The sequence below is a fragment of the Citrobacter sp. CK206 genome (genome assembly GCF_030333125.1).
GTDB classification, from domain to species: Bacteria; Pseudomonadota; Gammaproteobacteria; order Enterobacterales; family Enterobacteriaceae; genus Citrobacter_B; species Citrobacter_B koseri.
On the sequence record NZ_JAOWGM010000021.1, the window covers coordinates 106,715 to 132,402 of the forward strand.

Genomic DNA, 25,688 nt, shown 5'->3' on the forward strand with positions numbered 1-25,688 from the left:
TCTTTCTGTTTTTTCTGGTATTTGCCAGCGTGCTGTGGCTGGAGTTAACGAGCGTACAGCAAAGTAAGCAGGCGCTGCTGCAATCTGAGGTCAAAAGTCTGGCTTTTGTCGTCGATAAAGTATTAGGCGATGCCCGACTGGCGATTGCGCAGGCGCAACCGTTACTGGGTCAGCCCTGTAATACGACACTGGAAAAAAAGCTCAATATTATCCCCACACGCTACCCGCATCTTCAGTCGCTTAACTTTACGCAGGGCAATACGATTTATTGTTCCTCGCTACTCTACAACAAAGGGTACACCCTGAGTCCTGCTCTCTCTTTACAGCAGGGCATAAGGGTTGATCGGGTGATCACCTCTCCGCATGATTTCATCATGATGCTTTATGTTTCTTATCCGGCGGGAAGAATATTTGCGGCTTCTGATGTGCGCATTATTGTTGAGCGCATCAAAAATATGGCGTTCAGCGATCGTATTGTTTTACGCATGAACGATAAAATTTTAACCGCCTCTGGCGTTAAACCGGGGAGTTTGCAGGAGTCGCATTTTTCACACTATATAAAAGCGGAAAGTTATAACAAACTTTATACGATTGCCTGGCGAAAAACCGAACTGGGGGATGCGCTGGTCGTGATCGCCCACTCATGGCGCTATATTGCGATGATTATCGCCAGTGCGCTCGTATCATCCATATTGCTCTGGTTACTGTTATCGCATCGGGCATCATTACCTCATCACCTTGCGGTGGCCATCAGAAGAAATGAAATCCAGCCTTACTACCAGCCGATTGTATGCGCCAAAACAAACCGCGTGATTGGCGCGGAAGTTCTGGCCCGCTGGCAACATTGTGAAGCGGGTTCTGTTTCTCCCGATATCTTTATCCCGGTGGCAGAACGTGCCGGGTTGATTGCCGACCTGACGAAAGGATTACTGGATCTGGTGGTTATCGATATTCAACGCTCGGTCACGGTATTTAAACCGGGTTTTAAATTTAACCTGAACATCAGCCATGCTCATCTGGTGAAGGACTCTTTTTATTCATTCATCGGGACGTATTCAGGTGTGTTTCGCGAACAGAACCTGCAACTTGTTTTTGAAATCACCGAGCGTGGAGAGATCGAAGTGAATGATGATATCTCCAATAAAATTGATTATATGAAGATTCATAATGTCGGGCTGTCGCTGGATGACTTTGGCACGGGATTTTCTAACCTGTCTTATATCACTGGCCTGCGGCCAGAGAATATTAAAATAGGTCGCATGTTTATTAATCTGATTTCGGAAGGGAAAAATACGCCGCTTGTTGATTGTGTGGTCGAGATGGCACAAAGAATGCGTATTCAAACGACTGCGGAAGGGGTGGAGCATAAGTACCAGGTTGATTATCTTCGATCTAAAAATGTTGATTTCTTCCAGGGCTATTTCTTCTCCCGGCCACTTTCATTCGCGAATTTTATCCGCTTTATCAGAGGTTATCAGGTTGTCACGTAACATACTGATTATAGGGGGGATATCCTGAAAGACTCTGCGCGGGGGAGGGGGCGTGATATGAACGATAAGCTATCTCAAGTGCGTGACAGATTACCGCTCATAATAATTATGCTGTATAGCGATGATTCAGACTGGCGTCTCTTTACCTAAATCATACTGAATTAACTGCCATTGCACGGGCGAGCCCTGATAATAAGGCATCATTTCCCCTTTTTTTAGGTTCACTACAGCCGATACCGCGGTGCTGGACAATTGCCAGTAGCCGCTTTGTGGACTGGCCTGCCCGCTGTTACGCGTGATGCCGAGAGGTTTGCGACTGGCATCGTTTTGTGACGAACCTGAGGAGAGTGTCGAAAGCATGTAATTACTACTGTCTATCTTCATAACCTAACAATCCATGAGGAACACATATTGTTATCAAGCGACATTTACCGGCAACAACTTAAATCAGGGAGGTGATTATTCATAATGTGAATAAAATCTTGTGACTTATTGCAAATAAAACATAATTTAGCCAAAATAAGCCCCTGTATTGGTTAAAGATTATTCATAATGATTGGTCGCCTGATTAACTGTCTGATACTCCTTGTGTCATTCTCCGCTGCCAGCGCTTATGCGGTTAACTGTCAGCGTGCTTCTATGCCTTTAGAAAACACCATTTGTAACAACGACAATCTTCATTGGCTGGACAGCACAATGACGGTTATCTATCACACGATGTTGGTCAGAAACCCTTCTCAACAGGTTCACAAGAAGTACCAGGAATGGGAAAAGTCGCTACAGGCGTGTACCTCCGACAGCTGCATTGAGCGCGCCTACTATCAGGGCATCAGTTCTATTTCAGACGTTGCCCCGGATTTTGACTGGGAAGGGCTGTGGTGGAACACCAGTGTGTCCAATTTAAGTGGCGGAATGATCCAGTTCAGCCGGAGCGCGGAATGGTCAGTCACGACGGATATTCGCGTCTGGTCGGGATTGAATAAAGATGAGTTTACGGCCGAAGCCCGAAAACTGTACGGCATGGCGCTGGTTGAACGTATTGCCGATACCAGTAATTGCAAACTGCTGTTTATCCCCCGTAAAAGCGGCGCGCTTCAGGTCTACAGCAACGCGGACTGGGGATGCCGGATTTCGATGCCGACGGGGGCATTTATTGATGGGCGCTATCTGCGCTCGGATCACGATCCCCGCCCGAAGGCGACGCTGTACTCGCTGGGAATTTTCTCCGACCCCAAAATGGATGAGCGCTTCCGCGCGCTGGTGGGGGATGATTACCAGAAGTTTGTGGATACCGCCAACGTTTACATTTATCAGGATGATATAGATAACATCGGCGCAACGGTCGTCTCTATGTGGGTGCGTGGCGCGGCGAACAACCATACGGCCATTATTATGTACACGCAAAGCAATATCTGGGCGGCGAGGGTAGAACGCGACAGCGCCGGAAAAATGCAGTTGTACTACTTCAGCACCAGAGGTAACGATATCAAGAAAATGCCGCGTACGCTCGCTGGCTGGAAACTGCGTTACCTGGATCAATAAAACCTGTCGTTATGGGAAAGGAGATCGTCATCGCGATCTCCTTTGTCGATCTCCTGCCGGTTATGCCAGCGTCCCTACGACGTTCAGATCCGCGTCATCCGGCACTTCATTATAAGAAAGAATATGCAGCCCGCTGGCGAACAGTCGGCCATAGCGGGAGATCACCGGACGTAGCTGCGGCGTTACCAGCAGCAGCGGCGGCAGCCCTTTCGCCTTCATCTGCTCGTAAATCATCGGCATTGTCGTTTGCAACTGGGTCAGAATGTTCGGATCGACAGGGAAGCTATCCAGCGCCACTTTTCCGGCCTGCTGCGCCTGGTTGAGCGCGCCCAGCAGCATATTCTCCAGCTGGCTGTCGATGGTGTAGGCCGCGAGTTGTTGACGATCGCCGTTAATGGTGTGAACGATGGCGCGGCGCAGAGCATAGCGCACGTCGGAGGTCAGCAGCACGGGATCTTTCGTCACGGTGACGCTTTCCAGCAATGTGGACGCGATGGTGACGATATCCTTCAGTGAAATCTGCTCCAGCAATAACTGGCGATAAATGCGCAGCAGCAGACTGTAGTTAAACGCGGCATTTAAATCCTCCGCCAGCTTTGGCGCCTGGAGCGCCAGGCGCGCATGCAGGTGGGTAATATCGTCATAGTTAAACAGATCTGGCAGATGCTCGCGGGCGACCTTGTTGACGTGCGTCGCCACCACGCTCGCGCAGTCAACCACCTGATAACCAAGATTCAGTGCTTTCGCCTTTTGTTCCGGGTCGATCCAGACAATCGCCATGCCGTAAGCGGGGTCGGTATCCAGTATGCCGTTGATCTCCCCGTACAATTCAGTGCCGGGAATCGCCATCAGTTTTTCAGCCTGGACTTCGCCGAGCGCGGTACGAATGCCGTTGATATGAATCGCGTATTGCGCCGGTTTCAGGCGGAAGTTTTCCCGGATGCGGATCTCCGGCAGCAGTACGCCGCAGTGCTCGGAAATGACCTGGCGAACGCCGCGTATACGTTGTGACAACGGACTGCCCTTCGACTCATCCACCAGCGTGACCAGTTTATAGCCGAGATTCAGGCCAATGGGCTCCACCAATGGAATGCTTTCCCAGGAAACGCCTGGCGTCGCATCCGGCGCGATGGCTTCGGTGATGGCCTCCATATCCGTCTCTTCCTGGGCGGGCTGCACCGCTTTGCTCTGCCGCCAGGCGGCAAACAGCAGCAGGGCGGTGAAGCTCAGGAAGGCGATGTGCGGCATTCCCGGCACAATCGCGAGAATAAACATCACGAAAGCGGCGGTATAGAGCACCTTCGGGCGAGAGAGAAGCTGGATTTTAATCTCATCGCTGACGTCATTGCCTTCGCTGACGCGGGTCACGATAATCGCTGCGGCAGTCGCCAGCAGCAGCGACGGGATCTGGGCGACCAGACCGTCACCAATGGTCAGCAGTACGTACTGGCGGAACGCGTGGCTGGCATCGAGATCGTATTTAAAAATACCGATACAGATACCGCCGATCACGTTGATGATCAGCACCATGATCCCGGCGATGGCGTCACCGCGAACAAACTTCGACGCGCCGTCCATCGCACCGTAGAAGTCTGCTTCTTTCGATACTTCCTGTCGGCGGTTTCGGGCCTGCTGCTGGTTAATCAGACCCGCGTTCAGATCGGCGTCGATAGCCATCTGTTTGCCCGGCAGCGCATCCAGGGTAAAGCGCGCGGAAACCTCGGAAATACGTTCCGCCCCTTTGGTGACTACCACGAAGTTGATGATCATCAGGATGATAAACACCACGAAACCGACGACGAAATCGCCGCCGATGACCACCTGACCAAAGGCTTCAATGACCTTACCCGCCGCGCCTTCGCCTTCATGACCGTGCAGCAACACCACGCGGGTAGAGGCGACGTTCAGCGTCAGACGCATTAACGTCGTGATCAGCAACAGCGTCGGGAAAATCGCAAAGTCCAGCGGACGCTGCATATTCACCGATACCAGCAGCACGATGACCGCCAGGACGATATTAAAGGTAAACAGAATATCCAGCATCAGCGGCGACAACGGCAGAATAACCATTGCCAGCACGCAGAGAAGCAGAATAGGCACGCCGACTTGCCCCTGACGGAGCACGCTCAGCGCGTTGCGCAATTTACTGTTCGCCATTGGCTTTCAGTACCTCTTGAGGAATGTTGATTTGCCTGTTCAGGCGGGGCTTTTGTTCCACGTTGCCTTCGCGCCAGGATTTTAATTGCATGACGTAGGTCAGTACGTGGGCAATCGCGCGGAAAAGCTGCGTGGGAATCTGTTGGTTAACGCGGGTGGTGTAATAAACTGCCCGCGCCAGCGGCGGAAATTCCACCACCTCGATATTGTGATTAGCGCCCACTTCACGGATCCAGAGCGCAACATCGTCGATTCCTTTAGCAACGATGTAAGGGGCTTCGGCACGCTGTGGATCATATTTCAGCGCAACGGCGTAATGCGTCGGGTTGGTGATGATAACGTCTGCCGTTGGTACGGTTCGTGCGATTTGCCCCATCGCCATCTGACGCTGAAGCTGGCGGATGCGTCCTTTAATCTGTGGATTACCGTCATTGTTTTTATACTCTTCTTTCACTTCCTGTTTGGTCATGCGCATTTTTTTGGTGAACATGAACTTACTGAGCGGTACATCCAGCAGGGCGAAAATGACGATAACGGCGATGAAGTAGCTGAAGACGTGACGAAAAATGGCAAACCCTTGTCCGATCGCCTGACGAAGATAAAGCTGTTGCAGGTGCAGCAGAGCGTGCATGGAGTCATGCACCATCATGTACAACACGGTAAGAATAATGCCGCACTTGAGCAGCATCTTGCCGACTTCCGTGTAGTGGCTGGCGGAAAACATCCGCTTGATGCCGCTAATGGGGCTGAGCTTTTTAAAATCCGGCTTCAGTTTTGTGGGGGTAAAAATCCAGCCGCCAGGCACCAGGCTTGCCACTATGCAGCACAGCGGAATCGGAATCAGCGTTGCGATAAAGCGCAGTACAACCCAGACGTTCAGCAGCATAAACTGATTCAGCGCCGTGGGATCGTCGAGCCTGCCCGCCATTTCACCGACAGCGGCAAACGATTCACGGATTAACTGCTGATAATAGGGCAGAAATGCGGCGAGGGTGAAAAACGACGCCAGCAGTCCCGCCGCCATCGTCAGATCTTTTGAGCGCGGGAGGTCGCCTTTTTCACGCGCTTTGCGCAGTTTTCCGGGGGTGGGTTTTTCGCTTTTGTCGCCGCTGGAGGACATTACGACACCCTTATGGCGTCGAGCTTCGCCAGTATTTCATTGGTGAGATTGAGATAGTGATCAGGAATGTTAGTCACCATCATCGAGATACAGAGCAACCCAAACAGCATACTGATCGGAAAACCCAGCGAGAAAAGGTTCAGCGTCGGTGAAACGCGGTTTAACAAGCCAAATCCGCCCTGCACAATCAGCATGACGAACGTCGTTGGCAGCGCGATAAGCGTCGCGGATGCCATAATCCAGCCCAGTCCCTGAACAATCAGCGTCAGCGTTGGCTGGTTAATCGCCTGACCAATAGGCCAGTAGCTAAAGCCTTTGAACAGAATCGTGACCAGCAGCAGGTGTCCATCCATGATGAAAAAGAGCAGTGCGCAGAAAACATAAATGATCTGCGAAATCACCGTAGTGGAGCTGCCGTTGACCGGGTCGTTCATCATCGCCATCCCCAGCCCCATGTTCATCGACAGAATATGCCCGGCGGTTTGCAGCGTGACAAAGACGAGCTGGAGCGCCATGCCGAACAGGAATCCCCACAGGAGCTGCTCGCCGATCAGCAAGACGGTGCGCATCGAAAGCAGTTCGCTGAGCACAACATTATTGGGCAGCATGGGGGTGATAATGATCGACAGCGCCAGCGCTGCGGCAATCTTAATGCGACGGGAAAAAGCCCGGTTGTCCAGCACGGGCGCGAACTGCAAAAACGCCAGGATGCGGAAAAAGGGCAGCACCAGAGCCATCAGCGGCGTGAACAGCGCCTGTATATCGATTCCCATCGCCGCTTAACCGACCAGCGCAGCCGCCTGGTGAAAGATCTGGATCGTAAAATCCACCAGTTGCGTCAGCATCCACTTACCGGCGAAGATCAGCACGCCCAGGGTGACGACCAGTCGCGGCAGAAAGCTCAGCGTCTGTTCGTTAATTTGCGTGGTGGCCTGAAAAATACTGACGCACAGCCCGACAATCAGGCTGGGAATAATGGCGACGGCGGAAATCAGCAGCACCAGATGGATGCCGGTCGCCATGATGTCGCCTGCTGTGTCCATGTTCATCATCGCTAAAGACCCTGAACGCTGGAGGCCAGCGTACCGACGATCAATGTCCAGCCATCGCACAGGACGAACAGCATCAGCTTAAAGGGCAGCGAGACGATCAGCGGCGAGAGCATCATCATCCCCATTGCCATCAGGATACTGGCGACAATCAGGTCGATCACCAGGAAGGGGATATAGATCATAAAGCCGATCTGGAAGGCGGTTTTCAGTTCGCTCAGCAGATAGGCCGGAGTCACGATCGTGAGATCCTGCTCGCGCGCATCGCCCTCGATCCCGGCGATGCTCATCATTTGCGCCATCGCTTTATTGTTCGTCTGGGCCAGCATGTAGTTCTTCAGCGGCACTTCCGCCTTCGCCAGCGCCTGTTTCAGCGTGATTTCATCTTTTTGAAAAGGGTCAATGGCGTCAGTATAAATCGTGGTCCAGACCGGGCGCATCACCAGCAATGTCAGCGCCAGCGCAATCCCGGTAAGAATTTTATTGGGTGGACTTTGTTGCAGCCCGAGCGCCTGACGCAGAATCGCCAGAACGATAATGAAGCGGGTGAAACAGGTCATCATCAGCACCATGATCGGCAATAAGCCGAGCAGGGTCATCAGGATCAGGATCTCAATTTTAACGTTGTAATCCTGACCTGCGCCGTTGGCGGCGGTGCTAAAGAGGGTAATGTCGCCATTTGCAGCCAGTGCCGGTTGTGCGACAAGCAGACCCAGGAGCAGCAGAGCGATGCCGCTTCTGTTAAACAAGCGGTTCATCGCGTGAGCTCACCGAGTTCTTTGGCGTTGAATTCAATGATTCGCAGGCCGTATTTATCGTTGAGCACCACCACTTCTGCTTTACCAAACAGAATGCCGTTCACTTTAATGTCCAGCGGCTCGCCCGCCATCTTGTCCAGTTCGACCACCGAATCGCTGTTGACTGACATTAATTCAGCAAGCGAGATATTTACGGAAGCGACTTCCAGTGTCAGCGTCACGGGAATGCGGCTAAACAGCGCCATTTTACGGATATCCGTCATCGCGGTGTTGCGCGTTTCAGGCTGCAAATCCAGGCGGATATTCCCTTCGACGGTGTCTTCCTGCGTCATATCGCTAAGGTTCAGGTCATCCAGATCAAGAGACTGGCTTAGCTCGTGTTGCAAATCACTCATATTGCTTCTCGGTTGTCTTATCATAGATATCGCACAAAAACAGCTTGCTACGATCTTCAACGATAGCAGCCTCAAAAATCTGTTCTTTGCCGATAAATACCGGTAAAGGTTCGTTAATGGCGATGGGGATGATATCCCCGGGTTTAATATCGGAAATCTGGGCGACGGTCAGGTTCAGGCTGGCCAGACGCCCGCTCAGTTTTAACGGCAGACTGTCGAACAACCGTTCTATCTGCGCAGGGCTCAGGGGCACGCTTTTCACGGCGCGGCTATCGGCCGCATCTGGCGAACGGAGTATCGCCAGCATCTGATCAACATGGTGGTGATCGAGCAGAATGGTAAAAGAGCCGTGATCGTACCCTTCGAGGGTAAAGGTAATGCACCAGGACCAGTGGCTAATGACCGTTGAATAATCGACCTTAATATCGAGATTTTCGCCAAAGGTTTCTTTGCAAATCACCAGTTGCGTGAGTTCCTGACCCAGTTTACTTCTCAGGCGCTCTTCTGTTTTTGTCACACGCAACGATTCATCTGGTGCAACATGGCTGCTGTCTTTACTTAAACCGTAATAATCATGAAGGATGTTCAGCAATAAGATGCGATCAATAACAAAGGCGACATTTCCGTAAGGCGTCGAAAAAACCTGCGCATTCTTATATTGCTGGTCGATTGCGAAGGTCATCGACTTCAACGCGGCATTAACACGGAGTTTCTTCAGAAAATAAATGCTCAGGCGTGCATCAAGTATGTCAAAACTGTCATTCATCAACTTGGGTAACTTGTGCCACGGCCGACCGAGTTTACTGGTGTCGAGCTTTACCAGAGAAGGTAAATCCTTTCTCTGATGAATTCTGACTCGCTGTGATGCAGGGTTCATGATTATTCCGGGTTACCAAAAGTTTAGATGAAAAATAACGCCACTTTTTGGTTGTTGTGTAGCGTGAACCGTAAAATTTCCTGGAGGTATTTGAGTTTTAAAAATTATGTGTCGCTCTTGAACAACACAGAAGAAACGTCGCTGTCGAAAACTCTCACACATTACGTCAGGATGTAGATTAGACAATCTTAACCCTGCTATTGCAAGCATCCAGGGGTTATTAATCCATTATTTCTCTAGGAATTTTCTCATTAATAACTTTTTTAATTTATTGATTTTTATAGATTAATATTTTAATACCCATTAAAAACAAGACAATTCCTATTCGCTACGTATACTGCCTTTACTTTATGAAAGTTGCCTGATTCATGAGTTAAAAAAACTGTTTATTTTTATTAACATTTTATAAAAACCCATTAACAAACTGGGTTTGTGATGTTTTTAAAAGATGCTTTGAATAATGGCTGAACAGCATATTTCTTATTTTGTTTTTTCTGTTGGTACACCTAAATGAGTATTATCATTGAATGCGAAGATCGTAATAGAAATGGCTTTATCGCCGTTTCTCCTGCCAGCGTTAGCGTAATGTCGTTAGCGCGTCGCGTTGCTAAGTATAATGTATCAGTACTGATTACGGGCGAAACGGGAACAGGGAAAGAGTGTATCGCCAAATACATTCACGAGAATGCCTGCGGCAGTGACGCCCCGTATGTCGGCGTTAACTGTGCAGCTATTCCAGAGAGTATGCTGGAAGCCATTTTATTTGGTTACGAGAAAGGCGCGTTTACCGGCGCTGTTGCGAGCGTCGCCGGTAAATTTGAGCAAGCTAATGGCGGCACGCTGCTGCTTGATGAGATTGGCGATATGCCGTTGGCGTTGCAGGCAAAATTACTGCGCGTATTGCAAGAGCAGGAAGTTGAACGTCTGGGAAGCCATAAGCGTATTCCGTTGGATATTCGCCTGATCGCTTCTACAAATAAAGATTTGCAGCAGGAAATTGCCGAAGGCCGTTTCCGCCAGGATCTTTTCTACCGTATTTCCGTCGTGCCTATTCATATTACGCCGCTGCGTGAACGCAGGCAGGACATCCTGCCGTTGGCCCAGCGTTTTATCACTAAATACCGCGCTTTTCATAAAGGCGATCTGCGTCTGAGCGATGAGGCGCGTACCGTCCTGCTCAGATACGACTGGCCGGGTAATGTCCGTGAACTGGAGAATGTGATTCAGCGCGGCATGATTTTGTGCAACGGCGAAGAGATTCACGCCGCCGACTTTGGCCTGGCCGTTCGCGCTTCCCAGCCTGAAGCGCCGGTTATCGAAATGATGCCTGCCTATCGCGAGCAGGAGACGGGCAACCCGTCGATCCGCGATGTCAAACTGCACGGACGGCTGGCGGAATACCAGTACATCATCGATCTGCTTAAACGCCATAAAGGCAACAAATCCAAAACCGCAGAGTTTTTAGGCATCACCCCACGCGCTCTACGTTATCGTCTCGCCTCCATGCGCGACGAGGGTATTGATATTGAATGTTATTCCTGAGGCCAGGAAGGATTGATGAATGGATAAGATTACTGCCGCAGGCATCAACACGACACACCAGGCGTTGCTGGACAGAATGCAGCAAACCGCTTCATTAGCGTCAGCCGGTTCGGTTGACGCCTCTTTAACTATTGCTCCCGCCAGCAACGCGTTTGGCGTCAGTGAACCGATTTCCTTTGCGGGCGCGCTGAATAACGCTATCGATAACGTCGATGCGATTCAACACAGCGCAGGCGCAAAGCAAAAAGCGATTGATATGGGGCTGAGCGACGACTTAGCCGGTGCGATGATCGAAAGTCAGAAAGCCAGCGTGGCTTTTTCGGCCATGATGCAGGTGCGTAATAAGCTCACCACGGCACTGGACGAAGTAATGAATATTCCGCTCTAAGGTTTTAACCGTGCTTACTAAGATTAAAAGTCGTCTCCCTTCCGTGTCGGTGCCATCCGGTCTGAATAAGCCCCAGCTCATGGCGATTGTGGGCGGCGTGGTGCTGGCGGCCGCGATTATTCTGTCGCTGTGGAACCGCAATCAGGGTTATGTCGCGCTCTACGGTTCGCAGGAACATCTGCCGGTGTCACAGGTGGTGGACGTTCTGGGGGCAGAAAACATCGCTTACCGCATTAACCCGGACAATGGCCAGATTCTGGTGAGCGAAAGCAAACTGCCGCAGGCGCGAATGGCGCTGGCGGCAAAAGGCATCAGCGCGGCGACGCCCGATGGCTACGAGTTGATGGACAAAGAAGAGATGCTCGGCAGCAGCCAGTTTATTCAGAATGTCCGTTACAAACGCAGCCTGGAAGGGGAACTGGCGAAGAGCATTATGGCGCTGGACCCCGTGGAAAACGCGCGCGTCCATCTTGGGCTTAACGAGTCCAGCTCCTTTGTATTGACCAATAAACCGACCAGCAGCGCATCGGTCATGGTGCAACTGCACTATGGCAGAAAACTGGATGAGCAGCAGGTCGCTTCTGTCATTCAACTGGTGGCCGGAAGCGTACCGGGTATGCAGCCTGGCGCGGTGCGGGTGGTCGATCAGAGCGGTAATTTGTTGTCTGACGGCATCGAAGGCACGGATGGCGGTATGACGAGCAAGCGCATGGGCGATGACGTCATGCAGCGCATTCGCGAGGATACCACGAAAAATATCACCAGCCTGCTGACGTCGTTAGTGGGGCCGGGCAACTTCCGTATCAGCGTTGCGCCGACCGTAGATTTAAGCCGTGTGGAAGAGACTCAGGAACGGCTGGGTAAAGATCCGCGCGTCAGCGATGAACAACTGAGCCAGGAAAACACCACCAATGAAATGGCGTTTGGCATTCCCGGCTCGCTGAGTAACCGTCCGGTCAACCCGACGCCGCAGGCTCCCGCCAACCCGGCGGAGGGCAATCCGCCCGCTGCAAACGCCGCGAATAACACCGATCCGCGCTCGCTTTCCAGCCGCAGTCAGGAACAGCGTAAGTACGCGTTTGATCGTGATATTCGCCATATCCGCCACCCGGGTTACAAGCTGGAAAAACTGAGTGTCGCGGTGGTGCTGAACCAGGCCGCTCCTGCGCTGGCGAAAATTACGCCGGAACAACTGACGTCGATGACGCGCCTGGTGGAAAGCGCGGCGGGTATCGAAAAAGCGCGCGGCGATGCCTTAACGCTGGATGTTCTGACCTTCACGGCCCCGGCAGACGATGTCATGCCAGACCTGAAATGGTGGCAAGACCCTTCCATGCAGTACTGGGGACAGAATGGCGGAATTGGGCTGCTGGCCTTGCTGACATTGCTGTTTGGCGTTCGCCCGCTGGTACAGCGCTTTGGACGTCGCGACCCGATCACCCTTGATGGCGAGGCGACGAAGAAAGAGCTGGAAGCGCCTGACAATGGGGTGGTGATGAACGATGACGAGTTCGCCAGCCTGTCGAAAGCGGCGTTCAACAATAATGAAGATCTGCTGCCGCCGCAAAGCTCCGGCCTGGAAGCCAAAGTGGAATTCCTCCAGCTGTTGGCTCAGAGCGAAACCGAGCGCGTAGCAGAAGTACTGAAACAATGGATCAACAGTAATGACCGAAGCAACAGTAAGCCGGAATGATAAAAACCACTCAGCCTCAGCCGGGCGCAGCCGTCTGGAGCAGGCGGCGATCCTGCTGATGAGCGTAGGCGAAGAGGCCGCCGCGCAGGTGATGCAGAAGCTGAACCGCGAAGAGGTTATGTTGTTGAGCGAAACGATGGCGCGTCTCCATGATGTGAAGGTGCATCAGGCGCGTCTGGCAATGAACAATTTTTTCTCTGATTACCGCGAACAAAGCGGGATCAACGGCGCCTCACGCACGTATCTGCGCAGCATTCTGGAAAAAGCGTTGGGCGGTGAGATTGCCCGCAGCGTGATCAACGGTATCTACGGCGATGAAATTCGCTACCGTATGGCACGCCTGCAATGGGTCGATATCCCACAGCTGGCGGCATTGATTGAGCAGGAACATCTCCAGCTCCAGGCCGTTTTTCTCGCCTTCCTGCCACCGGATATTGCCGCCAGCGTGTTAAGCGTTCTGCCGCAAGAACGGCAGGATGAAATTATCTATCGCGTCGCGCGTCTGGACGACATCAACCGTGACGTTATCGACGAACTGGACAGACTGATCGATCGCGGCGTCGCGGTGCTTTCCGAGCATGGTTCAAAAGTGATTGGCCTCAAACATGCCGCCAACATCGTTAACCGTATCCCCAGCAATCAGCAACAGCTGCTGGATCAACTGCGCGAGCGCGACGAGAAAGTGGTCGAAGATCTGAAAGACGAGATGTACGAGTTCTACATTCTCAGTCGTCAGACGCCGGTGACGTTGCAGCGTCTGATGGATGAAATCCCGATCGAAGAGTGGGCGGTAGCCCTGAAAGGGACGGAGCCGGTTCTGCGTCAGGCCATCTTTAACGTGATGCCAAAACGCCAGGTCACGCTGCTGCAAAGCACCACGACCCGCCTGGGGCCAGTGCCGATCAGCCGTATAGAGCAGGTGCGCAAAGAGATCATGCAGGTTGTGCGCCAGCTGGCTGAAGAAGGTGAAATTCAGGTGCAACTGTTTGCCGAGCAGACGGTGGAGTAAACCATGTTCAAGAAACGGAGTTTACCGCTGGATGCCCTGACCGCCAGCCGCCAGGCGGTGGTTAAGCCGCGCTTATACCGCTTCCCGCCCCTGCGTAATCGCAGGATGCCTGCCGGTGTTGTCGCTGATGAAGACGCCGCACCGACGCTGGACCCCGCCGACTACCAGTTACAGGTAAAAGAGGGGTTCCAGGAAGGGATGAACCGGGGGTTTGCCCAAGGGATGGAAGAAGGCCGGGAAGAGGGCTACCAGGAAGGTATTCGTCTTGGTTTTGACGAAGGGATGCGCAAAGGGCTGATTGAAGGTAAACAGCAGGCGCGCCAACAGTTCCTGGACGCCGCCGCCCCGTTTGAGCGCCTGACCGCAGAGGTGCGGAACTACCTGGAGCGTTACGAGCAGCGTCGCCGCGAAGAGTTGCTGCAACTGGTGGAAAAAGTGACCCGCCAGGTGATCCGCTGTGAACTGGCGTTGCACCCGACGCAACTGCTGGCGCTGGTGGAAGAGGCGTTGACCAGCCTGCCGCATCAGCCGGAGCAGGTGCGTGTTCAGCTGAACAGCGAAGAATTTATGCGCATCAGCGAGGCCGAACCGGAGAAAGCGCGTGAGTGGGGACTGGTTGCCGATCCTTCTCTGGAGCCGGGAGAGTGCCGCGTTATCACCGATACCACGGAGATGGATGTGGGCTGTCAGCACCGTCTCGATCAGTGCGTAGATGTACTGAAAAACAGTTTGCTGCCGGAATCGCCGCATGAGCAGCCTTGATTTTGAAGAGGCGCTGCGCTCTATCGAGCAGATCGATCTGGCGCGCGTCGCCGGGCGGTTGGTCAGGGTCAACGGCATTCTGCTGGAGTGCGTCGGTTGTCGTCTGGCGGTAGGGCAGATGTGCCACGTTGAAAGCGTCGATCAGGAGATGATGGATGCGCAGGTGGTTGGCTTTGATCGTGACGTGACCTACCTGATGCCCTTCAAGCATCCCTCTGGCCTGATCGCTGGCGCACGCGTGTTTCCCGCAGGCAAAACTGAAGGGGTTATGATCGGCGATCAGTGGCTGGGACGCGTGGTAAACGGTCTTGGCGAACCTCTTGATAATAAAGGAAAGCTCGGCGGAGATACGCTGTTAGCACAGCAGCTTCCGCAGGTGCATCCGCTTAAGCGTCAGCCTGTTCATGCGCCGCTGGACGTTGGCGTTCGCGCCATCAACGGCTTGCTGACTATTGGTAAAGGCCAGCGCGTCGGGCTGATGGCGGGCAGCGGCGTCGGTAAAAGCGTTCTGCTCGGCATGATCACGCGTTACACCCGGGCGGAAGTCGTGGTGGTAGGACTGATCGGTGAGCGAGGCCGTGAAGTCAAAGAGTTTATTGAAAATGCTTTGCAGGCTGAAGGGCTGGCGAAGTCGGTGATTGTCGCCGCGCCAGCGGATGAATCGCCGCTGATGCGCATTAAAGCCACCGAGTTATGCCACACCATTGCCAGCTATTACCGCGATAAAGGGAAAGACGTTCTGCTGCTGGTGGATTCCCTCACGCGTTACGCGATGGCGCAGCGCGAAATCGCCCTGTCGCTTGGCGAACCACCTGCGACCAAAGGCTATCCGCCGTCGGCGTTTGGGATGATCCCGCGGCTGGTTGAAAGCGCCGGAAACAGCGAAAGCGAGGGATCGATGACCGCGATCTATACGGTGCTGGCGGAAGGGGACGATCAGCAAGATCCGATTGTGGACTGCGCCCGCGCGGTGCTTGACGGGCATATCGTGCTTTCGCGCCACCTTGCCGAGGCCGGGCATTATCCGGCGATTGATGTCGGCCAGTCTATCAGCCGCTGTATGAGTCAGGTGACGGAGCGTGAGCACCAGCTCGCCGCCCGCACGCTGAAACAGCTGTATGCCGAATACCAAAGTATTAAACCGCTGATCCCGCTGGGGGGATACGTTGCAGGCGCCGATCCGCTGGCAGACAGAGCGGTACGCCTTTCGCCCGCGATCAATCAATTCTTACAACAGGAAGTCCAGGATGCCGCGCTGCTTGAGCCGACAATCAGCGATCTGTGCGCCCTGGCGCAGGCAGGGTAATGCACGATGAGCAAACTGATTTCTACGCTTGAGCAACTTCACCTGCTGCGCACTCGCGCGGTAGAAGACTTAAGCACGAAGCTGGCATCGCAAAACCAGCTGTGCCAACGGTTTGAGAAAAATATCGATACGCTGACGTCACTTGCTGCGGGTCTGGTGTCCCAGAGCGCCAACAGTGCGGCCATGATGATTAACCAGTCGAAATATAAACATAACATTCAACGCATTATCGACTGGCAAAAACAGGAGCAGGCGCTGGCGCACCTGGAAGCGCAAAAAATTCAGGGCAACCTGCTGGCGGAGGCGAAGCGGGAAAAAAGCATTGAGCTGGTTCTCGACGCTAAACGCGCTGACCGGCAGGCTGAAATCAACCGTCGGGAACAGAAAATGACCGATTCGCTCTCTGCCCAGTGCTGGCTGCGTCAACAACGTCTGATTCGTCAACGATAAGCGCTATGAAAAGAAACAAACCGGGTTTCCCGCAAACGTCTTCGCGTTCTCTGATGGGGACGCTGATTCACCGTCAGCAGACGGCGCGCGTTCACAGCACGCCGTTCGTTAGCGTCGTCTGCCCGACGTATAACCGACGCGAGTTCCTGCCGTATCTGCTGTATATCTGGCAGTACCAGGACTATCCGGCTGACAAACGCGAACTGATTATTCTGGATGATTCTCCGGTCAGCAATGCCGATCTGATTGAGATGATGACGGACCCGTCGCAGCCCAACGTGCGTTATGTCCACAGTGAAGCGCGCCTGGTACTGGGGCAAAAACGTAACATGCTCAATGCGATGGCGCAGGGAGAGTACATCCTGTGTTTTGACGATGACGATTATTACCCGCCGGATAAAATTTCCTGGCAGGTGGCGCAGATGCAGGCCAGCAACGCGCTGTTCTCCGGCAGCGATCAGATTTATATCTGGTACAGCCATCTGGACAAAATCTATATCACGCACCCTTTCGGGCCGAGACATGCGCTGAACGGCACTTTTGGGTATCACCGCAATTTGTTGAAAAAAAATCGTTATGACGACGATGCGACAAAAGCGGAAGAGACGGGATTCCTGAAAGGCTTTACCACGCCAGTTCACCAGATAGATCCGAAGCGCGCCATTCTCTGTATTTCGCACAGCAGCAATACCTATGACAAAGATTTCATCATGGGCAGCTCCACGCCGGTGGATCTGACGCTGGAAGACATTGTCGATGACGCGAACTTGCTGGCGCACTACCGTCGACTGAGTCATGCGCCGCTGAATGTTCAGGTGAACTGGCAGGCTTTTGAAAAGGTGGCGGTGCTCTACGACCCGGCAAAAGAGGCGGAACTGGCCCGTCGCTGCGAGGCTTTACTGGATTTTGGCCTGCGCGGCGAACAGATCTGGCCGGTAGCGAAAAACGCGGAGGCGTCGGCGGAACGGGCGGAACTGGCAACGCACTGCCAGGTGCTTGAGCGGGCGCAGAAAGAAGGCTGGAAAAATGTGCTGCTGCTGGATGCCGACGTGCAGTTCGTCAAAAAAGAGAACGCCGTTAACGACATCAACAAGCTGCTGAATGGCCTGAACCAGCTTAACTGGCAGGTGCTTCTGCTCGGCGGGCGCTATGAAAACTTTACGCTCACCCAGTCATTGAAGGGCGTAGCGCGGATCTATAACGCGGGCTGCGGCTGCGCGTATGCCGTTAACGCGGGTTATTACGATGCCCTGCTGGACGCCTATCGCCAGGCGATGGACTATCCGGCAAGCCTGGATCGCTGCTGGGCGGCATTAATGAATAAGGGGGATTTGTGGCTGGGATTCAGCCCAAGCTTTGCCTTCCTGCAACATCACCCGGACCCTAAAAGTGGCGAAATCATCGATTGTACGCACTGGTTTTTCCGTAAACACCGCTAACCGCAGGCCAGAATACGCCTGGAGAGAGCAAACATGGAACTGATAGAACATTACCAACCTGAATTTGTGTCACGCTTTGATGCGCGAGAAACCCTGTGCCAGTGCCCGGCTTGCCAGCATGCGCAGCAAAACTGGCCGCGTATTAGCGTGAAGCTGAAAAACCAGCAGCGTGAAAGTCTGGATATCACCTGTGAAGCGGCGGCCAGAGAGATGCTGCTTAACCCGGAGGCCTTTATCCTGCACACCTCGCAAGGGGAGGCGCAGGGCGAAGATGAGTTATCCGCCTGGAGCGAAACCCTGAACCAGCAATGTATTAACCTGGCGGTACATCCTGCGCTGTCGCTGGAAGGCAGCCTGTATGCGATCGGCGTTTTGCTGAGTAAGGCGCAGCAGTATCTGGACGGCGGCGAGCACGATCCGGCCCTGCTGTCCTCTATGGGAGAGCAACTGGCGATGCTGGCAGAACAAGGCGTGCTGACACAGCAGTTTGCGCTGTTGCCTCCGATTGCTGAAAACCGCATTGCCGCGCTGAAAGAGATGGGCCGGGTACGCCTGAATCTGAATCTGCCGCTGACTGAAAAAATGAGCGTGGCGCTGAAAATGAGCGAGCTGTCGGTGATGCAGCCAGCGCGGCTGGCGGATCGTCTTCAGCAACTGGAATCGCTCTGGTCAACCATTCCACTGTTTGATGAACAGCCGCATATCCTGCGTAATGCGCTGATTTATCAACTGTATAACGATGTATTCCCCGGCATTCAATGCACCAATTACGGTGAGGCGCTACTGGGGCTGGCCAACCAGTTCTTCCAGATCAAAATGCTGTGCGCAATCCGCCGCGAACAGGGAGCGCTGACGCAGGATGATGTCGTGCTGCTGATTAACGCGCTGAAGGGGTGGCAGCAGCAGAATCCGTTCTCCGCGAATGCGGCGCATACCTCTGACTACAGCCTGCTGTGCGGGTTGTCGCTGTTGTAATAAATCATATGGATACTGTTTATTTACATCTTAATGCTGCAATGGGAGATACCCTGTATCTCCTGGCAGCGTGCAGAGCCATCAAAAATAAAACCGGCGCGAGCATTGTTATGCTGAGCCAGCCGCACTTTAGCGCGCTGGCGCGGGCATGCCCGCATATCAGCGAGGTCTGGCCGGTGGATTCTCTTAATGCGGAGCAGCATCAATGCATTCAGCGGGCGCAGGCGCAAGGGCGACTTTTTGACTTTACGCATTGGGCCCATGCGCTCAGACCGCGACATATGATCGATGCTTTTCTCGCGCAGGCAGGGCTTGAGGCGTCCGCAGCGGATAAACACCTCGATTTGGTCATTCCAGAATCTGCCCACAGTGCCGTTGACGCGTTCTGGCAGCAACATAAATTAGAGAACGCGCCGGTGTTATTAATGCACCCTAATATTGGGCACCCAAACCGGACCTGGCCGCAAAATAACTGGCATGAGCTGGCGCAAATGTGGCTGCAAACGGGGTGGCAAGTTGTGTTCATTGGGAGCAATAACAACTCTGAGGCGGGAAAATCGATGGCGGAAGCGTATCCGGCCGGGGTTATCAATGCTATTGACCGCTTTTCAGCGCTGGAAACGGTTGCGCTTATGCAGCGAGCGAACATGCTGGTTTCCTGTGATTCAGGGCCGGTCATGCTTGCGGCGGCAACAGATATCCCTGTGGTAGCCCTCTATTCAACCGTGGCTGCGGAACACCGATTGCCGTTTCGTTATGGGGAAGCGGGCTGGCGTTGTATGGGAATTGATCTCGCCTGTAGTCATGGGCCATGTGCGCGTTTGCTGATGAACGATGTCATTTTCACCACCGTGCTTAAACGCCCTTTTGATGTGCCGACGACTCAGGAATTTGCAAACTGGTGCGTTCATAAAACCCCTTTCCGTTGTCTGCGACAATATGAACCGGCGATGCTGTATACCCAAATGGTCAGTTTTGTTTTATCGCTCCAGGAATAACGTTATTTCTTGTCGTGCCGGTTCCTGAAGGAATATCTGGTAAAAGCGATTGGCTATGCGGCATAGCCAATCGTATTGCTAAATAGCGTGGTATGAAGACTAAAAACCTTCGGCTAATATTCTTCTTTTGTTCTTTATCGCCAGTTCAATTCTGCCTGATAGCGCGATGAATTCGCTCTCATCAATAATATTGCTGTCGCGAGCAATTTGGTTAATCAAGGCATGCAGCAACACAAGCCCATTCTCTGTTGGCGTGTCTACATACAGTTCATGAAAAATGGATGCCAGATAGTGAATCATCTTCTGTGCGGAAAATAAAGGCAGCGTTTCGGGCAAATTACGGATTATCGCATCCTGATATAGCATACCCGTATATCGGTTTAAACATTGTACGGTTTGGGGATTGCTGATATTTCCGGCCCGGGGAAGCAGCAGTCGGAAGGTATCAAGGATAGCCAGCGCGCGTTTTGCTTTGCTGCTGGAAGTGGTGATTGAGCCGTTACGAATGGTATGGAAATACAGTCTGTCGGCAAGGCACCTTACTTTTGCGTCGGGCACGCTGAGCAGCAATTCGGTGGTGAAGTATTCATCCTCAAAAAACGGTGTCTTAAACCGCATATGAGCATACGTTTTTCGCCGCCAGGCATATCCCCAGACCACAACGGAGTAACCGTGTCCTGTTCGGGCGCGTTCGGTAATGCAGTGATTAAAGAACGTTTCGGCATGAAATGTTTTATTAATCAGATTACGCGGCCGTTGATAATACCCGGAAACCATATTGTTGCTGATATGGTGCAGGTGAAATTCCAGATGGGTGGAGAAAAACAGGACATCCAGGTGATGCTTTTCCATTTCGCACACAATGGTTTCGATACCATCCGAAGCGATATGATCGTCAGAGTCCAGGCAATAAATATATTCACCTGATGCGCTTGCTAACGCGGCGTTGCGGGCCTCGGCGAGTCCTCTGTTTTCCTGGTCAACGATACGCATACCCGGCAGACGGCTCTGATAACGCGCCAGAATATCCCGGGAGTTATCTGTCGAACCGTCATTAACCGCGATAATTTCCAGATGCCGCCAGGTCTGCGCAACGAGTGAATCAAGGCAGCGCTCAAGGTATGCGCTGACATTGTAGACCGGCAAAATAATCGATACGACAGGGTGATTCATTGGCTACTCTCCCTGTTGCTATGATTTCAGCTTTTGGATGATTATCTCAATTGCGGATTCAGCAAACGCCGTCCGCGTTTGATCGAATCGAGGCATACCTTTTAAATGGCTATGATTCAGCCTCTCTATTTTCTCAATGCTGAAGTTCCCTGGCAGGGTTTGTAATAACGATAATACGTTGACGGAAACAGGCGACCAGCTCCGATGCTTAAAGGGCGTAAAAGTATGTTTATGATCGTCGTTGAAGGTTGATGGCCAAACGCCTTGCTCGTATAAATCTTCGTCTGGAATGGTTAAAACCAGATGACCGCCGGGTTTTACGACCCTTAACCAATGAGGCAGCGCGACGTAGGGGTCCATGACATGCTCCAGGCAATGCCCTGAATAAACGAAATCAAATTCGTTATCCGGTACTCTGGCTAAATACTGCGCGTCACCTTGTTGAAGATCGAATACGGTTATTGATTGGATTAAAGGAAACAGACTTTGATACAACGCAATACTGTCATCGCCGCCGCCAATATCCAGACCTTTTCCTGACAGCCAGCGAGTACTGAAACGCGCATCAAGCAATCGCCTGTTAATTGACATACAGGTTGATCCTGGTATCCCCGTTCGAAATACGGGGGCCGCAGTCCGGTCTCCTGCCAGAATATGGGTGTTAACGCCGAATTCTCGCCAGCTTTTAGGCCAAAGTACAACGTAGCCCTGGTCATCGGGGTAATGTTTGATGATATGCGTCCCGCTATAGGCCTCAAGCGCTTCCAGAAACGCGTTCTCAGCGTCTTCTGTGGGAGGAGGGAGCGCTTTGCAGCCGGTGGCCTCATGCATAACGCGAAGATAGATACGGCTATCATCAATAATAATCAGCGCATTATCCGCAAATTCTTTTAGCTGGCGTAACTCATTGAGCAGAGGAAGGCGCGTTTCCTCATTGTATTTATTGCTCTGGTAGTCCTCGAATTTAAAATCCGCGCCGGGGAAGTGTGCATCCAGAAAAACAACGGCGCGCTTGATGAAAAGAGTGCGTTTAATTTCTTCATGGGACAAAAATGTCAGGCTGTCTTCATTGTACAGATGCAGATTGTCTATTTTTGGCGCGGCATCAAATAACGGTTTATAGATTTCACAGGAATAAACTTCTTCAGCACCTGAGCGTAAGGCATATACACTTGATGCACCTTTACCAAAACCTGTTTCAATTACATGAGTAACACGATAGTGACGAATCAGGTGGGGAAGGTTGAAGCGTCGTAATTGCCCCATAATATTGGCCTCGATGAAAATTACGGATAGAACGCAAACGGAACAAAGCTACAAATCAATAAATTACAGCGCATTACCCCTGCTGATACAGCCAGTTTTCGGGTTCGCTGATATTCAACAGATTGGTCAGAATCTCCTGCTGCATATTCATCAGCATGGCGTTGTATTCATTGGTGGCCTGACATTGCGCGACCTGTTGCTGGAGACTTTGCCAGAGAGCGGAAACGGAAGGCTGGTGGGCGGCAGGCAGGCGGGCAATGAGCGTTTGCATGCCCTGCGCGTTGGCGTTAATGCCTAACCGCTCAAGCAGGCGATAACGTTGCTGACTGTGCTGCGACAAGTGCTGGTAGCATGCCATGATTTGCGCGTTCAGCACGTCAAGCTCTGCGGCGCGGCGCGCAATAATGTGGTCGCGCTGCTGTATAAGTAAATCATTCAGGACATGGTAATGCTTACGGTCTTCGGCCATGTCCTGTATCAGTGTTTTAACGCTCTGAGCGGCGTTAGTCATAATTACCTCTGGAAATACTTCTGCATCGCATCCGTCAGCGAATCGAGGTTAACCGCGATTTTACCGCTGCTGATAGCGTCTTTCATTTCAGCTACGCGCGCCATATCCACTTCCGGCAGCGCAGAGAGTTGTGTTTGCGCATCGCCCAGTACCGGATCGATCGCGGCGCTGCGCTCAATTTTCGTGCCTTCCTGAGCGACAGTGCGGGTCTGTTCTGCGGCGCTACTCTTGTTGATTGCGGTTGCCAGATTGTATTGATTCGCTACTACTTTCATCGCTTCGCCTCTTTTTCATCTTTTCGTTATGGTTGCGGATGAATCCTGCCCTGCGGAAGGAGGACTTCCGATGCCCTCACCGTTAAAGAGCGGCCTGTTGCCGGTAAAACTTAAACCGCGAATGAATATTTTTAGTTTCCGCTGGCGTAGACCATTTTGACGACGCCAGCGTCCGCGACAATTGCGCTTACCACCCGCTCGCTGCTCTCATTTTTCACCTTAATCATTTCGCCTTTACGTCCCTTTTTCATGGCTTCCCCCATCGTACGGGCCTCTACGCCTCCCTGTTCGGCGATCATCAGAACGCGCTGACCGCGTTCAACCAGCACCGGAGATTCCAGTTGCGTCAGGGTGATCGGCTGTAGTTCACGAATGCGGCGCTTCACGGTCAGCCCAATGGCCTCATCCGGGTCGGTGAGGTAGTTGCCGCGCGTGCTGCTGATGTTGAGCTTTTTGATGGATACGTCGCTGGCGGATAACACCTGGCCGCGCTCCAGCGAATTTTTGGCGATCACCACCGGAAGATAGACATCCGGTTTGACGGTGACGGCGACATCCCAGCCTTGCGGCCCTTCACAGCGCACATCAAAACGCAGGCGGTTGAGATCGATGCGTTCGCCGCCGGGCAGCGACACGGTTAGCGCGTCAGGGCAGGGAGCGTACCGGGAGACGTCGGAAGGGATAAACAGGTTCATCTTCGCCTGATACTCGGGCCACTTGCGGCGCCCGGCCTCCTGGCGAAGGGCTTGCGCTGCGTGATGTTGAACGGCGGCAGTGACCTGCTTACGCGCGCTCTGCACTTTTTCCGGGGCGGCGAAGGATGGCAGCGCCGTAAAAAGCATCAGCAGGAAGGATAACGTTCCAGGGCGGAAGCAACGCTTCACCCGTGTAGGGATAAAACCAATAAAGCCATTAAAAATCATGATGTTAAAACCTTGGCATGAATATTGCTATACAGGGAAGCAGATCATTGCAGGTTTAGCATCACGAGGGTGTGAGTTGTGAGTATTACTTTTGACAAAGCATTGGGCGTTCATCCACAGGCTGTAGCGCTTCGACTTTCCCGAGCAGAGTTGCTGTCAGCCAATCTGGCAAACGTCGATACCCCCAATTTCCAGGCTAAAGATATTGATTTTGCCGCTGAGATGCAACGTTCATCGTGGAGTTTTTCGAATCCGTCAGCGCCGCAAGAGATGTACCGCGTGCCTTATCAGCCCTCTTCCGATGGCAACACCGTTGCGCTGAACGTCGAGCAGGCTGAGTTTGCGAAGAATACCCAGGATTATCAGATGAGCCTGGCATTTTTAAACATGAAATTCACGGGCCTGAAAAAGGCCATTGAAGGTAAGTAATCCTACGCAGGTGATAACGGAATATGGCTTTTACCGATATTTATCGCGTTTCGGGGTCGGCGATGACGGCGCAAACCGTTCGTCTGAATACCATCGCCAGTAACCTCGCTAATGCGGAAACCGCCTCCGCCACCGAAGACGGCGTCTATAAAGCCCGTCGTCCGGTGTTTGCTGCGGTTTATAAGAATGATGAGTTAATGAATAGCAGGGCGTTAACCGGCGCGCGCGTCCAGGTGATGGATGTTGTCGAAACCGGCAATGCCGTACAGCGTTATGAGCCGCATAACCCGATGGCGAATACGGATGGCTATGTCTACTACCCGGATGTCAACGTGGTGGAGGAGATGGCGGACATGATGTCGGCGTCGCGCGGTTTCGAAACCAATGTTGATGTTCTGAACAGTGTTAAAAGCATGCAGCAAAGTCTGCTGAGACTCGGAGAGGTATAAGGATGAATGTAGACGGCACGTCCACCAGAAGTCAGACAGGAACGTCGGATAGCAGCATTGCCAGTAACAACAATAACAGCAGCGCAGCCGGCATGAACACGCTGTTCATGCAGCTTCTGGTCGCGCAGATCCAGAATCAGGACCCGCTGAACCCTACCGATGGCACCGAGTATGTCAGCCAGCTGGCGCAGCTGACGCAGGTTCAGTCAATGGAAACCATGTCGCAACTGATGGCGAACAGTTCCGTATTGATGGACAACCTGCAAACGCTCACCACCGGCAACCTGGTCGGGCAGCATGTGATGGTGCAGACCGACGCTATCAACTCTGACGGCGAAACGACGATTAACGGACGTCTGACGCTGGATCACGCTTCCGGTGTAACGACGGTCATCGTCAAAGACGCGGCCGGCACCGAGCACAAAATTGAGCTGGGGAAACAGGACGCCGGGCAGGTGGACTTCACCATTGACCCGCAGGAGCTGGGCCTGAGCGAAGGGAAATACACCCTTAGCGTTGTGACCGATACGGGCGAGGAAGGCATTCCTGTTGAAGTGGGCGGCATCGTCAACAATGTGCGCATCCCGCTTGATGGCAGCGCCATCCAACTGAATATCACCGGAATCGGTGAGATTGCTTACAACAATATTACCCAGTTTGGCAGCGACTCGCAGAAACGTGCGTAAGTCGGGTTAAGCGTTGAGTTAACAGG

Annotated in this window: 28 protein-coding genes; 15 read left to right on the plus strand and 13 right to left on the minus strand. The window is 52.7% G+C overall.

The window, feature by feature from the left end; translation table 11 throughout:
- The first annotated feature begins 29 nt into the window (after window positions 1-29).
- Complete coding sequence (locus tag OGX81_RS03580) at window positions 30-1,490, plus strand: EAL domain-containing protein (RefSeq protein WP_158661222.1); 1,461 nt, start codon at window positions 30-32, stop codon at window positions 1,488-1,490.
- Between the two features lie 126 nt (window positions 1,491-1,616).
- Here the strand turns inward: OGX81_RS03580 and OGX81_RS03585 are convergent, their stop codons facing one another.
- Window positions 1,617-1,874 (minus strand): hypothetical protein, encoded by a 258-nt coding sequence (locus OGX81_RS03585; protein ID WP_024130634.1) that lies wholly within the window; start codon window positions 1,872-1,874, stop codon window positions 1,617-1,619.
- A gap of 168 nt (window positions 1,875-2,042) precedes the next feature.
- Here OGX81_RS03585 and OGX81_RS03590 point away from each other — a divergent pair, with 168 nt between their 5' ends.
- Complete coding sequence (locus OGX81_RS03590; RefSeq protein WP_012133726.1) at window positions 2,043-3,032, plus strand: lysozyme inhibitor LprI family protein; 990 nt, start codon at window positions 2,043-2,045, stop codon at window positions 3,030-3,032.
- A 60-nt stretch (window positions 3,033-3,092) separates the two neighbouring features.
- Here the strand turns inward: OGX81_RS03590 and OGX81_RS03595 are convergent, their stop codons facing one another.
- Genes OGX81_RS03595 through OGX81_RS03625 form a run of 7 tightly spaced genes read right to left on the minus strand, consistent with a single transcriptional unit; the run spans window position 3,093 to window position 9,388 of the window.
- A complete protein-coding gene (locus OGX81_RS03595; RefSeq protein ID WP_012133725.1) occupies window positions 3,093-5,189 on the minus strand; it encodes a flagellar biosynthesis protein FlhA in 2,097 nt (698 codons plus the stop codon).
- A complete protein-coding gene (flhB, locus tag OGX81_RS03600; RefSeq protein ID WP_012133724.1) occupies window positions 5,176-6,309 on the minus strand; it encodes a flagellar biosynthesis protein FlhB in 1,134 nt (377 codons plus the stop codon). Before flhB ends, OGX81_RS03595 begins: the two co-directional genes overlap by 14 nt.
- A complete protein-coding gene (gene fliR, locus OGX81_RS03605) occupies window positions 6,309-7,082 on the minus strand; it encodes a flagellar biosynthetic protein FliR (RefSeq protein ID WP_012133723.1) in 774 nt (257 codons plus the stop codon). The genes flhB and fliR overlap by 1 nt, the downstream gene beginning before the upstream one ends.
- Before the next feature lie 6 nt (window positions 7,083-7,088).
- Window positions 7,089-7,361 carry a flagellar biosynthesis protein FliQ gene (gene fliQ, locus OGX81_RS03610; protein ID WP_012133722.1) on the minus strand — a complete coding sequence of 91 codons (273 nt, stop codon included), beginning with the start codon at window positions 7,359-7,361 and terminating at the stop codon, window positions 7,089-7,091.
- Between the two features lie 2 nt (window positions 7,362-7,363).
- On the minus strand, window positions 7,364-8,116 hold the full coding sequence (gene fliP, locus OGX81_RS03615) for a flagellar type III secretion system pore protein FliP (protein ID WP_047458650.1): 753 nt from the start codon (window positions 8,114-8,116) through the stop codon (window positions 7,364-7,366).
- Window positions 8,113-8,511 carry a flagellar motor switch protein FliN gene (gene fliN, locus OGX81_RS03620; RefSeq protein WP_012133720.1) on the minus strand — a complete coding sequence of 133 codons (399 nt, stop codon included), beginning with the start codon at window positions 8,509-8,511 and terminating at the stop codon, window positions 8,113-8,115. Before fliN ends, fliP begins: the two co-directional genes overlap by 4 nt.
- Window positions 8,504-9,388: a FliM/FliN family flagellar motor switch protein gene (locus tag OGX81_RS03625; RefSeq protein WP_047458648.1), complete on the minus strand. Its 885-nt coding sequence runs from the start codon at window positions 9,386-9,388 to the stop codon at window positions 8,504-8,506. The genes fliN and OGX81_RS03625 overlap by 8 nt, the downstream gene beginning before the upstream one ends.
- A 510-nt stretch (window positions 9,389-9,898) precedes the next feature.
- Here OGX81_RS03625 and OGX81_RS03630 point away from each other — a divergent pair.
- From OGX81_RS03630 to OGX81_RS03675, 10 genes are all read left to right on the plus strand, one after another.
- Window positions 9,899-10,930 carry a sigma-54 interaction domain-containing protein gene (locus tag OGX81_RS03630; RefSeq protein ID WP_101743927.1) on the plus strand — a complete coding sequence of 344 codons (1,032 nt, stop codon included), beginning with the start codon at window positions 9,899-9,901 and terminating at the stop codon, window positions 10,928-10,930.
- A gap of 19 nt (window positions 10,931-10,949) precedes the next feature.
- A complete protein-coding gene (fliE, locus tag OGX81_RS03635) occupies window positions 10,950-11,318 on the plus strand; it encodes a flagellar hook-basal body complex protein FliE (protein WP_104869033.1) in 369 nt (122 codons plus the stop codon).
- Window positions 11,319-11,328: 10 nt separating this feature from the next.
- Window positions 11,329-13,011: a flagellar basal-body MS-ring/collar protein FliF gene (fliF, locus tag OGX81_RS03640; protein ID WP_104869032.1), complete on the plus strand. Its 1,683-nt coding sequence runs from the start codon at window positions 11,329-11,331 to the stop codon at window positions 13,009-13,011.
- Window positions 12,983-14,020 carry a flagellar motor switch protein FliG gene (locus OGX81_RS03645; protein WP_012133715.1) on the plus strand — a complete coding sequence of 346 codons (1,038 nt, stop codon included), beginning with the start codon at window positions 12,983-12,985 and terminating at the stop codon, window positions 14,018-14,020. The genes fliF and OGX81_RS03645 overlap by 29 nt, the downstream gene beginning before the upstream one ends.
- A gap of 3 nt (window positions 14,021-14,023) precedes the next feature.
- A complete protein-coding gene (fliH, locus tag OGX81_RS03650; RefSeq protein ID WP_101743924.1) occupies window positions 14,024-14,782 on the plus strand; it encodes a flagellar assembly protein FliH in 759 nt (252 codons plus the stop codon).
- A complete protein-coding gene (gene fliI, locus OGX81_RS03655; RefSeq protein WP_012133713.1) occupies window positions 14,769-16,088 on the plus strand; it encodes a flagellar protein export ATPase FliI in 1,320 nt (439 codons plus the stop codon). Before fliH ends, fliI begins: the two co-directional genes overlap by 14 nt.
- 6 nt (window positions 16,089-16,094) lie before the next feature.
- Window positions 16,095-16,538: a flagellar export protein FliJ gene (gene fliJ, locus OGX81_RS03660; protein WP_012133712.1), complete on the plus strand. Its 444-nt coding sequence runs from the start codon at window positions 16,095-16,097 to the stop codon at window positions 16,536-16,538.
- Window positions 16,539-16,543: 5 nt separating this feature from the next.
- The gene (locus tag OGX81_RS03665; protein WP_024130631.1) at window positions 16,544-17,977 is read left to right on the plus strand and encodes a glycosyltransferase family 2 protein; all 1,434 of its coding nucleotides are present in this window, start codon (window positions 16,544-16,546) and stop codon (window positions 17,975-17,977) included.
- A 33-nt stretch (window positions 17,978-18,010) separates the two neighbouring features.
- The gene (locus OGX81_RS03670) at window positions 18,011-18,952 is read left to right on the plus strand and encodes a hypothetical protein (RefSeq protein ID WP_104869030.1); all 942 of its coding nucleotides are present in this window, start codon (window positions 18,011-18,013) and stop codon (window positions 18,950-18,952) included.
- 110 nt (window positions 18,953-19,062) lie between these two features.
- Window positions 19,063-19,950, plus strand: a complete 888-nt coding sequence (locus tag OGX81_RS03675) for a glycosyltransferase family 9 protein (protein WP_158661221.1) — start codon at window positions 19,063-19,065, stop codon at window positions 19,948-19,950.
- 99 nt (window positions 19,951-20,049) lie between these two features.
- Here OGX81_RS03675 and OGX81_RS03680 read toward each other — a convergent pair whose 3' ends face one another.
- From OGX81_RS03680 to flgA, 5 genes are all read right to left on the minus strand, one after another.
- Entirely contained in the window at window positions 20,050-21,123 is a 1,074-nt protein-coding gene (locus OGX81_RS03680; RefSeq protein ID WP_071259984.1) for a glycosyltransferase family 2 protein, read from the minus strand.
- 18 nt (window positions 21,124-21,141) lie between these two features.
- Complete coding sequence (locus tag OGX81_RS03685; RefSeq protein WP_172958462.1) at window positions 21,142-22,389, minus strand: class I SAM-dependent methyltransferase; 1,248 nt, start codon at window positions 22,387-22,389, stop codon at window positions 21,142-21,144.
- A gap of 73 nt (window positions 22,390-22,462) precedes the next feature.
- Complete coding sequence (locus OGX81_RS03690; protein ID WP_012133706.1) at window positions 22,463-22,900, minus strand: flagella synthesis protein FlgN; 438 nt, start codon at window positions 22,898-22,900, stop codon at window positions 22,463-22,465.
- A gap of 2 nt (window positions 22,901-22,902) precedes the next feature.
- Window positions 22,903-23,175, minus strand: a complete 273-nt coding sequence (gene flgM / locus OGX81_RS03695) for a flagellar biosynthesis anti-sigma factor FlgM (protein ID WP_012133704.1) — start codon at window positions 23,173-23,175, stop codon at window positions 22,903-22,905.
- Window positions 23,176-23,306: 131 nt separating this feature from the next.
- Window positions 23,307-24,098: a flagellar basal body P-ring formation chaperone FlgA gene (flgA, locus tag OGX81_RS03700; RefSeq protein ID WP_047458630.1), complete on the minus strand. Its 792-nt coding sequence runs from the start codon at window positions 24,096-24,098 to the stop codon at window positions 23,307-23,309.
- A 78-nt stretch (window positions 24,099-24,176) separates the two neighbouring features.
- On the opposite strand from flgA, the gene flgB reads away from it, so the two are divergent.
- The 3 genes from flgB to flgD are packed head-to-tail and all read left to right on the plus strand — an operon-like array spanning window position 24,177 to window position 25,662.
- A complete protein-coding gene (flgB, locus tag OGX81_RS03705; RefSeq protein WP_012133701.1) occupies window positions 24,177-24,527 on the plus strand; it encodes a flagellar basal body rod protein FlgB in 351 nt (116 codons plus the stop codon).
- A gap of 23 nt (window positions 24,528-24,550) precedes the next feature.
- Window positions 24,551-24,976, plus strand: a complete 426-nt coding sequence (flgC, locus tag OGX81_RS03710; RefSeq protein WP_012133700.1) for a flagellar basal body rod protein FlgC — start codon at window positions 24,551-24,553, stop codon at window positions 24,974-24,976.
- 2 nt (window positions 24,977-24,978) lie between these two features.
- Window positions 24,979-25,662, plus strand: coding sequence for a flagellar hook assembly protein FlgD (flgD, locus tag OGX81_RS03715; protein ID WP_012133699.1), 684 nt, complete (start codon window positions 24,979-24,981; stop codon window positions 25,660-25,662).
- Window positions 25,663-25,688: the final 26 nt, after the last annotated feature.